We start from the raw sequence: 11,185 nt of genomic DNA on the forward strand, positions 1-11,185 counted from the left end.
ATAGGGTGTGTTAAGTCGGGGCCAAGTATCAGCAGGCCGTGTGAACACTCTATGGCTGAAATATGACAATTGGATGAAGGGCCAGTATTCGGCAACAGATCGTTCCCACGCTCTGCGTGGGAATGCCGCCATGGACGCTCTGCGTCAGCTTTGAAATGTGACGCGGAGCGTCAGGGGATGCATTCCCACGCGGAGCGTGGGAACGATCAGTGATGAAGAATCGGGCTTAACGCCCCTTCTTCCAAAGATACCCACCCACCACAATCCCGACCCCGCAAATGATCGCCACATAATAGGCAGGCCCCATCGGGCTCTCCTTCAGCAGCAGCGTCACCACCATCGGCGTCAAACCACCGAAAATCGCGTAGGCCAGGTTGTAGGAGAACGACAGCCCGCTAAAGCGCACCACCGCCGGGAAGGCTTTGACCATCACGTACGGCACCGCGCCGATAGTGCCCACCAGCAAACCGGTCAGGGCGTACATCGGAAACAGCCAGTCCGGGTGATTGAACAGGCTGTGATAGAACGTCCAGGAACTCAGCAGCAACGCGGCACTGCCAAACACAAACACTCGACCCGCACCAAAGCGGTCAGCCAAAGCACCGGACGCCACGCACCCAAGGCTCAGGAATACGATCGCCACGCTGTTGGCCTGCAACGCAGTGGTTGGCGCGAAGTGGTAAACGGTCTGCAACACGGTCGGGGTCATCAGGATGACCACGATGATGCCGGCGGAGAGCAACCAAGTCAGCAGCATGGAAATCAGGATCGCCCCGCGATGGTCGCGCAATACGGCGCGCAGCGGCACTTCTTCGGCCAGGGCCTTGCGCAGTTGCAGTTCGGCGAACACCGGGGTTTCGTGCAGCCAGCGGCGCAGGTAGACCGAGAACAGACCGAACACACCACCCAGCAGGAACGGGATCCGCCAGGCGTAATCGGACACTTCCACCGGGGTATAAAGACTGTTGATCGCCGTGGCCACAAGCGAGCCCAACAAGATGCCCGCCGTCAGTCCGCTGGTCAGGGTGCCGCAGGCGTAGCCGATATGCCGTTGCGGGACGTGTTCGGAAACGAAGACCCACGCGCCCGGCACTTCACCGCCAATCGCCGCGCCTTGAATCACTCGCATCAGCAGCAACAGAATCGGCGCCCACATGCCGATCTGCGCATAGGTCGGCAGCAAACCCATGATCAGGGTCGGTACTGCCATCATGAAAATGCTCAGGGTGAACATCTTCTTGCGCCCCAGCAGGTCACCGAAGTGCGCCATGACGATGCCACCCAACGGCCGGGCCAGGTAACCGGCGGCGAAAATGCCGAAGGTCTGCATGAGACGTAGCCACTCGGGCATATCCGCCGGGAAGAACAGTTTTCCCACCACCGTGGCGAAGAACACGAAGATGATGAAGTCGTAAAACTCCAGCGCGCCGCCCAGGGCAGACAGCGATAAAGTCTTGTAATCGCTGCGGGTCAACGGACGTGCGGGTTGGGTCGGCTGCGCGATGCTCGAGGGCGCTGTGGTCATGGCAAGGGCTTCTCTTATAGGCGGATCTGCAACCCCAACAACGCTGGCGGAGGCTTGGGCAGGTCCGGCACGATAGCAAATTGTTCGAAAAAGCACATAGAGGTGCGTTTTTGACGGTCAAAATGAGAACCGGACGGTCGTCTCGGAGTCTACCGACCGATATACTCGCGATATTGCAGCGGTTTGAAAGGGTTGCTGTGCGAAGACGCTGCTGGCTCTACCAGTCGATTTCGCAGAGTTTCCCTTTAGGCGCCTTACGAGAAACGTGACGAACGTAGTATGTTCGGGCTGAATCGTTTTTCTTGAAAGCGGCTATTCACCTGAAGTACCAATGAAGAGTCACGGGTCAGAGGCACCCCCGGCATGATAGAGCTCGAACAAGAAGATCCAATCCCGCAAGGCGATCTGGCCCTGCAAATCACCGCGCTCCCTCGCGAAACCAACGGCTTCGGCGATATTTTCGGCGGCTGGCTGGTGGCGCAGATGGATTTGGCCGGCACCGCCATGGCCAGCAAGGTCGCTGGCGGGCGCGTTGCCACCGTTGCGATTGACCGCATGGCGTTTCTGGTTCCAGTGGCGGTGGGCGCACAGCTCTCCTTCTATACCCAGGCCCTGGAAATCGGCCGCAGCTCAATCAAGATGATGGTTGAAGTCTGGAGCGACGATCCGCTGTCCAGCGAGTGGCGTAAAGTGACTGAAGCGGTGTTTGTGTTCGTCGCCATCGACGGCAGCGGCCGTACTCGCTCGGTTCCACCCCGCGCGCGTTAAACGCTGCGGCTGATTTACGGTCCATTGCAGTCATTGTTCCCGATCGAGAGTTGCCCCATGAACACGCCCAACGTTGAAGCCGTGAAACTGGATGAACTGAACTGCTGGCGCATCCGCCACGGTCAGGCCGAATTGCTGGTCGCCCAGCAAGGTGCGCACATCCTCAGTTATCAATTGGCCGGCCAACCGCCGCTGATCTGGCTCAACGACGAGGCGGTGTTCAAGGCCGGCAAGAGCATCCGCGCTGGCGTGCCGGTGTGCTGGCCGTGGTTCGGCAATCTGGCTCGCAATCCGCAGAGCGTTCAGGCGATGCGTGTCAGCGACGAAGCGGCAAGCGCCCATGGTTTTGTCCGGGCGATGGATTGGGAGCTGGGCGGCATCGAAACCGAGGGCGAAAGCCTGAAGGTGGAGTTCATCCTGCCCTACCCCGAAGGTGGTTTTCCGGGCTGGCCGCATCAGGTGGACTTGAAGCTGAGCATTCGTCTGGATGAGCTACTGCATATCAGCCTGACCAGTCATAACCAAGGCCCGGACACCGTCACCCTCAGCCAGGCACTGCACAGCTATTTCGCGGTCAGCGATGTGCGCAATGTGCACGTTGAAGGGCTGGATGGCTTGAACTACATCGAGACACTGGATGACTGGAAGACCGTCATTCAGTCCGGTGATCTGCGCTTTGCTGGCGAGACCGACCGCATCTACCTCAATACGCCGACAAGGCTGAGCATCATCGATCCGGCGTGGGAACGGCGCATCGAGCTGACCAGCAGCGGATCGCGCACGGCGGTCATCTGGAACCCGTGGATCGAGCGTGCGGCGGCGTTCAGCGATTTGGCGGACGATGGCTGGCAGCGGATGTTGTGCATCGAGACGGCGAATGTGATGGATGACGTGGTGACACTGGCGCCAGGGGCGAGCCATACCTTGGGCGTCAGCATCGCCAGCAAATCTCTCTAACACTACAAAACCAATGTGGGAGCGAGCCTGCTCGCGATTAGGCCATAACATCCAACATCAATGTTGGCTGTTACACCGCCATCGCGAGCAGGCTCGCTCCCACATTTTGATCTGTGCCAGCCTGACTGGCGCGTTACAGATCAGACTCCTGCACCACCCGCACTTTCGCCGCATCCAGCGCATACGCCGCATCGGCCAGATCATTGCTGACCGTCTCGACCTTCAGCGTGCCAGTCACCCACAGCGGCGTGTAGATATCATCCAGCTTCAACCCCTTCGGATAGCGCACCAGCACCAGTTGATTGGGCGGCGGTGGCGGTACGTGGATGCAGGCGCCCGGATAAGGCACAAGGAAGAACAGCGTGCTGCGGCCCTTCGCATCGGACTCCAGCGGCACCGGATACCCACCGATACGGATGTTCTTGTCGTTCATCGAGGGCACGGTTTTGGTCGAGTACATCACCGCCGGCAAGCCCTTGCTCTGCTTCATGCCACCCTTGGCGGTAAACGTGCCATCGCCTTCGGGCGTGTTGTGGTCGATTTCGGGCATGGCTTCCAGGGCTTTCTGGTCCGACTTGGGCATCAGTTCGAGCCAGTCGGTTTCCGGCAGTTCGCCGGCATGGGCCAAACCACTGCCCAGTAAAAGGAGAGTCAACAGGAGACGGCGCATTGAGGTGCTCGGTAAAGGAGGGGCGATAAATCGCCGAGCATTCTAGCCCTCCCCGCGTGAGGCGCAGAGGGGGCTTTGTCGCTTTGGATCAGTTCTTTTTGATCAGGCCGTAGATCACCAGCAACACCACGGCGCCGACCAGCGCGCCGATAAAGCCCGCGCCTTCGCCCGCATGGTAGATGCCCAGAGCCTGGCCGCCGTAAGTGGCTGCCAGCGAACCGCCGATACCGAGCAGGATGGTCATGATCCAGCCCATGTTGTCATCGCCCGGCTTCAGGAACCGAGCCAGCAGGCCGACGATCAAGCCGATAAAGATGGTTCCGATAATTCCCATGGCATTTCCCTCTGAATGGTTGGCTGTGTCCTAGCGAAAGCCTAGTCAGACTTCTGCATCCTGCCATCAGAGAACGGCGGCACCTGAATGGTTCCGCCGCTGCCACATGAAACTATTCGGCAATGAGCGCTTCGACCTTGAGGATCTGCTGCTCCAGCGTGGCCTTGTCGGCGCAGCGCAGGTTGGCGTGACCGACCTTGCGACCGGCCTTGAACGCCTTGCCGTAGTGGTGCACATGGCAATCGGCAATCGCGATCACCTTCTCAACCGGCGGTACAACGCCGATGAAGTTGAGCATCGCGCTTTCGCCGACCTTGGCCGTCGAACCCAACGGCAAACCGGCAACGGCCCGCAGGTGGTTTTCGAACTGGCTGCACTCGGCGCCTTCGGTGGTCCAGTGCCCGGAGTTGTGCACACGCGGGGCGATTTCGTTGGCCTTGAGGCCACCGTCGACTTCAAAGAACTCGAACGCCATGACGCCGACATAATTCAGCTGCTTGAGCACGCGGCTGGAATAGTCTTCAGCCAAGGCTTGCAGCGGGTGATCAGTGCTGGCCACGGACAACTTGAGGATGCCGCTGTCGTGAGTGTTGTGGACCAGCGGATAGAACTTCGTTTCACCATCACGAGCACGCACGGCGATCAGCGACACTTCGCCAGTGAACGGCACGAAGCCTTCCAGCAGGCAGGCGACGCTGCCGAGCTCGGCGAAAGTGCCGACCACGTCTTCCGGTTTACGCAGGACTTTCTGGCCCTTGCCGTCGTAACCCAGGGTGCGGGTTTTCAACACGGCCGGCAGACCGATGGAGGCCACTGCAGCATCCAGGTCGGCTTGCGACTGAATGTCGGCGAACGCCGGAGTTGGAATTTCCAGGTCCTTGAACATGCTCTTCTCGAACCAGCGATCACGAGCGATGCGCAGGGCTTCGGCGCTCGGGTAAACCGGAACGAACTGCGACAGAAACGCCACGGTTTCGGCCGGGACGCTTTCGAACTCGAAGGTCACCAGATCGACTTCATCGGCCAGTTGACGCAGATGGTCCTGATCGCCGTAATCGGCACGCAGGTGTTCGCCCAATGCGGCTGCGCAAGCATCCGGCGCGGGGTCCAGGAAAGCGAAACTCATACCCAGCGGGGTGCCCGCCAGCGCCAACATGCGACCCAACTGGCCGCCACCGATTACACCGATCTTCATCGTCAACAACCTCAGGCGATGCGTGGGTCTGGATTGTCCAGCACGCTGTCTGTCTGCTCAGCGCGGAACGTTTTCAGCACGTCATGGAACTGCGGGTGCTTGGCGCCCAGGATGCTCGCCGACAGCAGCGCGGCGTTGATCGCGCCAGCCTTGCCGATGGCCAGGGTCGCAACCGGGATGCCAGCCGGCATCTGCACGATGGACAGCAGCGAATCGACGCCGGAAAGCATCGCCGACTGCACCGGCACGCCCAGCACCGGCAGGTGGGTCTTGGCCGCGCACATGCCAGGCAAGTGGGCCGCGCCACCGGCACCGGCGATAATCACCTCGATGCCACGGGCCTCCGCCTCTTCGGCGTACTGGAACAGCAGGTCCGGGGTGCGGTGGGCAGAGACCACTTTCACCTCGTAAGGGATGCCGAGCTTTTCCAGCATATCGGCGGTGTGGCTAAGGGTGGACCAATCGGACTTGGAGCCCATGATCACGCCAACCAGTGCACTCATCGTCGTGCCTCTTCTCTCTGGGCGCCCGCAGGCGCGTCAAAAAACAACAAGCCACGCAGGATGCGTGGCTTGATTGTACGAATTATGGCCGGGCGAACCGGCCGAAGGCCGCGCAGTATACCGTAATGACACAGATAAACAGCCCCCGTAGCGACCATCTGTCATACGGCGCAAAGTCCCGGTTTTATTGACTTGCGAGTCAGCCAACTACACCACAAATCCCTTGTGGGAGCGAGCCCGCTCGCGAAGGCGGTGTGTTCAAGTGCCTTGCGCGGCGCCGCCTTCAAGTTTGCGCCACAGCAACCGCACGTTGGCCTTGCGCACCAGCGCGCAGCGGTACAGCCGAATCTCCAGCGGCACATGCCATTGCGGGCCGCCACAGACCACCAGTTCGCCGCGAGCCAGTTCGGCACGCACGCTCAGTTGTGGCACCCAGGCAATGCCCAAACCCTCCAGCGCCATGCTTTTCAGGCTGTCGGCCATGGCGGTTTCGTAAATGGTGGTAAAGCGCAGCGCACGCTGACGCAGCAGCATGTTCACCGAGCGTCCGAGAAACGCGCCGGCGCTGTAGGCGAGCAACGGCACGCTGGCTTCGCCCTCCAGATCGAACAACGGTTTTCCGTCGGCATCAGCGGCGCAAACCGGCAGCATCTCGGTGTGGCCCAAGTGCAGGGACGGAAAGATTTCCGGGTCCATCTGCAGCGCAGCATCGGGATCGTAAAACGCCAACATCAAATCACAACCGCCCTCGCGCAAGGCATGCACTGCGTCGCCGACGTTGGTGGCCACCAAACGCGTCGCAATATTCAGGCCTTCATTGCGCAATTGCGCAATCCAGCGCGGAAAGAAACCCAGTGCCAATGAGTGAGCGGCGGCGACTTGCATCACTTCGCCCTGCCCGCCTTCCAGGTGATGTAGATGGCGCAGCACTTCACCCAGCTGTTCGACCACGGTTCGCGCTGTCACCAGAAACAATTGCCCCGCCGCTGTCAGCTCGACCGGCGTGCGCGAGCGATTGACCAGTTGCAGGCCCAGCGCGGCTTCAAGGCTACGGATACGTCGGCTGAAGGCCGGCTGCGTCACGAAGCGTCGTTCCGCAGCCTGGGAGAAGCTACGGGTGGCGGCCAGGGCGCTGAAGTCCTCAAGCCATTTACTTTCCAGATTCATCACGTCCTCCCGGACACGCACCAATTTAGGTCGCACGCTCGCCGCAGACACGGCGTCACACCGACATTATGCCGAATATGCATAGGCCAGTGTTTAACAGCATTGGCCGAAATTTCTCTACAAGCCTAGCATTTGCAGTGTTCCGGCACAGACCGGGTCCATATCGAGATGATTTCTATCATGTCCTCCGCTGCATCTTTCCGCACAGAAAAAGACCTGCTTGGCGTACTCGAAGTACCTGCACAAGCGTATTACGGCATCCAGACCCTGCGAGCGGTGAACAACTTCCGCCTCTCGGGCGTTCCGATTTCGCATTACCCGAAGCTGGTGGTCGGTCTGGCGATGGTCAAACAGGCCGCCGCTGACGCCAACCGCGAACTGGGTCACCTGAGCGAAGCCAAGCACGCTGCCATCAGCGAAGCCTGTGCACGTCTGATCCGCGGCGATTACCACGAAGAGTTCGTGGTGGACATGATTCAAGGCGGCGCTGGCACTTCAACCAACATGAATGCCAACGAAGTTATCGCCAACATCGCGCTGGAGGCCATGGGTCACCAGAAAGGCGAATACCAATACCTGCACCCGAACAACGACGTGAACATGGCGCAGTCGACCAACGACGCCTACCCGACCGCGATCCGCCTGGGTCTGCTGCTGGGTCACGACGCGCTGCTGGCCAGCCTCGACAGCCTGATCCAGTCGTTCGCCGCCAAAGGTGAAGAATTCAGCCACGTTCTGAAGATGGGTCGTACCCAGCTGCAAGACGCCGTGCCGATGACCCTGGGCCAGGAATTCCGTGCATTCGCCACGACCCTGGGCGAAGACCTGGCACGCCTGAAAACACTGGCACCTGAACTGCTCACCGAAGTGAACCTGGGCGGTACTGCGATTGGTACCGGCATCAATGCCGACCCGCGTTACCAGCACCTGGCCGTTCAGCGCCTGGCACTGATCAGCGGCCAACCGCTGGTTCCGGCTGCCGACCTGATCGAAGCCACGTCCGACATGGGCGCCTTCGTATTGTTCTCCGGCATGCTCAAGCGTACCGCGGTCAAACTGTCGAAGATCTGCAACGACCTGCGCCTGCTGTCCAGCGGCCCACGCACCGGCATCAACGAAATCAACCTGCCGGCGCGTCAGCCTGGCAGCTCGATCATGCCAGGCAAGGTCAACCCGGTAATTCCGGAAGCCGTTAACCAGGTGGCGTTCCAGATCATCGGTAACGACCTGGCCCTGACCATCGCGGCCGAAGGCGGCCAGTTGCAACTGAACGTGATGGAGCCGCTGATCGCGTTCAAGATCTTCGACTCGATCCGCCTGCTGCAACGCGCCATGGACATGCTGCGCGAGCACTGCATCGTCGGCATCACCGCCAACGAAGAGCGCTGCCGCGAACTGGTCGAGCACTCGATCGGTCTGGTCACCGCGCTGAACCCGTACATCGGCTATGAAAACGCCACCCGCATCGCGCGTATCGCCCTCGAAAGCGGCCGCGGCGTGCTGGAACTGGTGCGCGAAGAAGGCTTGCTCGACGACGAAATGCTCGCCGACATCCTGCGCCCGGAAAACATGATTGCTCCGCGTCTGGTGCCTCTGAAGGCTTAACCGAACGCAACGCCGGCTCTTGCTCTTTTAACGAAGAGCACCGAGAGCCACAACGCTCACCAGGTCGAGGGACTAGACACCTCTCACCTTTTGAGGGCTTGGGGATTGATTCCCCAGGCCCTTTTTTTTTATATTTTTTTTCGCCAGAAGTACCCGCAGCGCAACGCTGACCGGTAGAAAACCGGACACATCTCCTGCGCCCGACGTGACACAACGTGCGACCAGCGTCATGCTCAACCGCATGCTGTCATCGCTCAGGAGAACCCCCATGAATTCCTCGACCTACCCTGCCGCCCAACACGTCATGGTGCTTTACACCGGTGGCACCATCGGCATGCAAGCCAGCGCCCATGGCCTGGCCCCGGCGTCCGGTTTCGAAGCGCGGATGCGTGAATACCTGCACAGCCAGCCTGAGCTGGTCGTACCGCAGTGGCGTTTTCGCGAGATGTCGCCGCTGATCGACAGCGCCAACATGTCCCCGGCGTATTGGCAGCAACTGCGCGAAGCCGTGGTCGATGCGGTGGATGTGCAGGGCTGCGACAGCGTGCTGATCCTGCACGGCACCGACACCCTCGCGTATAGCGCGGCAGCCATGAGCTTTCAATTGCTCGGCCTGCATGCCCGCGTGTGTTTTACCGGCTCCATGTTGCCTGCCGGCGTGACCGACAGCGACGCTTGGGAAAACCTCAGCGGTGCGCTGGTTGCCCTCGGCCATGGCCTGGCACCGGGCGTTCATCTGTACTTCCACGGTGAATTGCTGGACCCGACCCGGTGCGCCAAGGTGCGCAGTTTCGGTCGTCATCCGTTCAAGCGCCTGGAGCGCCAGGGCGGCGGTATGAAGGCGGCTTCGGTGCCGGCGCAGTTGAATTACAAACAGAGCAAGCAACTGGCAAAAGTCGCCGTGCTGCCACTGTTCCCCGGCATCGGCGCAGACGTTATGGATGGCCTGCTGGACAGCGGCATTCAAGGCTTGGTGCTGGAGTGCTACGGCAGCGGCACAGGCCCGAGCGACAACCCCGAATTTCTCGCCAGTCTGGAACGGGTACGGGATAAAGGTGTTGTGGTGATTGCAATAACGCAGTGCCATGAAGGCGGCGTCGAGCTGGATGTTTATGAAGCAGGTAGCCGCTTGCGTGGCGTTGGTGTGCTTTCGGGGGGCGGCATGACCCGTGAGGCCGCGTTCGGCAAGTTGCATGCGCTGTTGGGTGCAGGGCTGGATACCGTGGAAGTGCGTCGCCTCGTAGAACTCGATCTCTGCGGCGAACTCAACTGACACACCACAAAACCTGTGGGAGCGAGCCTGCTCGCGAAGGCGTCGGCACATCCAGAATCAATGTGTCAGGTATACCGCTATCGCGAGCAGGCTCGCTCCCACAGGATCTCCATTGGGCATATAACTTGCTGCGCTCCAGTCATCCCTACCGCTGGAACCGCCCATGCTCCACTCCCACCTCACCACCCTCAACGCCGTTTCCCTGGTACTCAACACCTTCAAGGCCGAAGGCCTGTCAAGCGAGGCCTTGCTCGCCGGAAGCGGGATCAGTGCAGCGGATCTGAACCGGGCGGACACGCGCATCACCACCAATCAGGAGATGCAGGTCTGCGCCAACGCCGTCGCCCTCAAGCGTGATATCGGCCTGGAACTGGGCCGGCGAATGCACGTTTCGTGCTACGGCATGCTCGGCTATGCTCTGCTCACCAGTGCCACCTTCGGTGACGCTTTGCGCCTGGCGATGCGCTATCCGGCGCTGTTGGGAACACTTTTCGAACTGAGCCTGGAGGACGACGGCGAGCGTGTCTGGTTCGTCGCCGCCGATTACCGGGAAAGTCCGGCGATGGCGGTGTTCAATGCCGAGTTCTGTCTGGTGTCGTTGAAGGTCATCTGCGACGACCTGCTCGGTCACCCGTTACCGCTGTTTGCTGCGCGCTTCGAACACACTGCGCCGGACTATCAGGCGACCTATGCCGAACACTTCGATTGCACGCTGAACTTCGAGGCACGGGACAACGCGTTTGCATTCGACCGGCGCTGGCTGGACCAGCCCTTGCCGCTCGCCGATGTCATCACCCACCAGGCCATGGCCGAACGCTGCCGCAAACAGAACACCGAATTCACCGGGCGCCAGGCGTGGCTGGGGCGGATTCGGCAGTTGCTCAGCGCCCAGTTGAATGCAGCGCCGGGGCTTGAGGGGTTGGCCGAGCAGATGAATTGTTCGGCGCGGACCTTGCGTCGACACCTCAAGGATTCGGGGTGCAGCTATCAGGAATTGCTCGATGAACTGCGTTTCGAGCAGGCCAAGCAAATGCTCTGTGAAGACCAGACGCCGATCTACCGGATCGCCGAGGCGCTGGGCTTCAGCGAGACCGCGAGTTTCCGGCATGCGTTTGTGCGCTGGAGTGGTGTGGCGCCGAGTCAGTTCAGGCCCCACCGGTAACCCCCTGTGGGAGATTCTATGTTGCA

The 11,185-nt window shown here is 60.6% G+C and carries 11 protein-coding genes; 5 read left to right on the plus strand and 6 right to left on the minus strand.

Going from position 1 to position 11,185, the window contains the following annotated elements; all coding sequences use genetic code 11:
* Nucleotides 1-226: 226 nt before the first annotated feature.
* Nucleotides 227-1,525, minus strand: coding sequence for an MFS transporter (locus PMI22_RS27215; RefSeq protein WP_007942703.1), 1,299 nt, complete (start codon nucleotides 1,523-1,525; stop codon nucleotides 227-229).
* 363 nt (nucleotides 1,526-1,888) lie between these two features.
* Here PMI22_RS27215 and PMI22_RS27210 point away from each other — a divergent pair, with 363 nt between their 5' ends.
* Together PMI22_RS27210 and PMI22_RS27205 are read left to right on the plus strand one after the other, a co-directional pair.
* Nucleotides 1,889-2,293 carry an acyl-CoA thioesterase gene (locus tag PMI22_RS27210; RefSeq protein WP_007942704.1) on the plus strand — a complete coding sequence of 135 codons (405 nt, stop codon included), beginning with the start codon at nucleotides 1,889-1,891 and terminating at the stop codon, nucleotides 2,291-2,293.
* A gap of 57 nt (nucleotides 2,294-2,350) precedes the next feature.
* Nucleotides 2,351-3,250, plus strand: a complete 900-nt coding sequence (locus tag PMI22_RS27205) for a D-hexose-6-phosphate mutarotase (RefSeq protein WP_007942705.1) — start codon at nucleotides 2,351-2,353, stop codon at nucleotides 3,248-3,250.
* A 133-nt stretch (nucleotides 3,251-3,383) separates the two neighbouring features.
* Here the strand turns inward: PMI22_RS27205 and PMI22_RS27200 are convergent, their stop codons facing one another.
* From PMI22_RS27200 to PMI22_RS27180, 5 genes are all read right to left on the minus strand, one after another.
* Nucleotides 3,384-3,920, minus strand: a complete 537-nt coding sequence (locus PMI22_RS27200; RefSeq protein WP_007942706.1) for a DUF3299 domain-containing protein — start codon at nucleotides 3,918-3,920, stop codon at nucleotides 3,384-3,386.
* Between the two features lie 88 nt (nucleotides 3,921-4,008).
* Nucleotides 4,009-4,254: a GlsB/YeaQ/YmgE family stress response membrane protein gene (locus PMI22_RS27195; protein ID WP_007942707.1), complete on the minus strand. Its 246-nt coding sequence runs from the start codon at nucleotides 4,252-4,254 to the stop codon at nucleotides 4,009-4,011.
* A 112-nt stretch (nucleotides 4,255-4,366) separates the two neighbouring features.
* Complete coding sequence (locus tag PMI22_RS27190) at nucleotides 4,367-5,449, minus strand: 5-(carboxyamino)imidazole ribonucleotide synthase (protein ID WP_007942708.1); 1,083 nt, start codon at nucleotides 5,447-5,449, stop codon at nucleotides 4,367-4,369.
* Nucleotides 5,450-5,460: 11 nt separating this feature from the next.
* Nucleotides 5,461-5,952 carry a 5-(carboxyamino)imidazole ribonucleotide mutase gene (gene purE, locus PMI22_RS27185; RefSeq protein ID WP_007942709.1) on the minus strand — a complete coding sequence of 164 codons (492 nt, stop codon included), beginning with the start codon at nucleotides 5,950-5,952 and terminating at the stop codon, nucleotides 5,461-5,463.
* A gap of 258 nt (nucleotides 5,953-6,210) precedes the next feature.
* A complete protein-coding gene (locus PMI22_RS27180) occupies nucleotides 6,211-7,119 on the minus strand; it encodes a LysR substrate-binding domain-containing protein (RefSeq protein ID WP_007942710.1) in 909 nt (302 codons plus the stop codon).
* 180 nt (nucleotides 7,120-7,299) lie between these two features.
* Between PMI22_RS27180 and aspA the strand changes: the two genes are divergently transcribed.
* From aspA to PMI22_RS27165, 3 genes are all read left to right on the plus strand, one after another.
* A complete protein-coding gene (gene aspA, locus PMI22_RS27175; RefSeq protein WP_007942711.1) occupies nucleotides 7,300-8,724 on the plus strand; it encodes an aspartate ammonia-lyase in 1,425 nt (474 codons plus the stop codon).
* A 268-nt stretch (nucleotides 8,725-8,992) separates the two neighbouring features.
* A complete protein-coding gene (locus PMI22_RS27170; protein ID WP_007942714.1) occupies nucleotides 8,993-9,997 on the plus strand; it encodes an asparaginase in 1,005 nt (334 codons plus the stop codon).
* Between the two features lie 163 nt (nucleotides 9,998-10,160).
* Nucleotides 10,161-11,159, plus strand: coding sequence for an AraC family transcriptional regulator (locus PMI22_RS27165; RefSeq protein WP_007942715.1), 999 nt, complete (start codon nucleotides 10,161-10,163; stop codon nucleotides 11,157-11,159).
* Nucleotides 11,160-11,185: the final 26 nt, after the last annotated feature.

The organism is Pseudomonas sp. GM21, from assembly GCF_000282215.1.
GTDB lineage: Bacteria > Pseudomonadota > Gammaproteobacteria > Pseudomonadales > Pseudomonadaceae > Aquipseudomonas.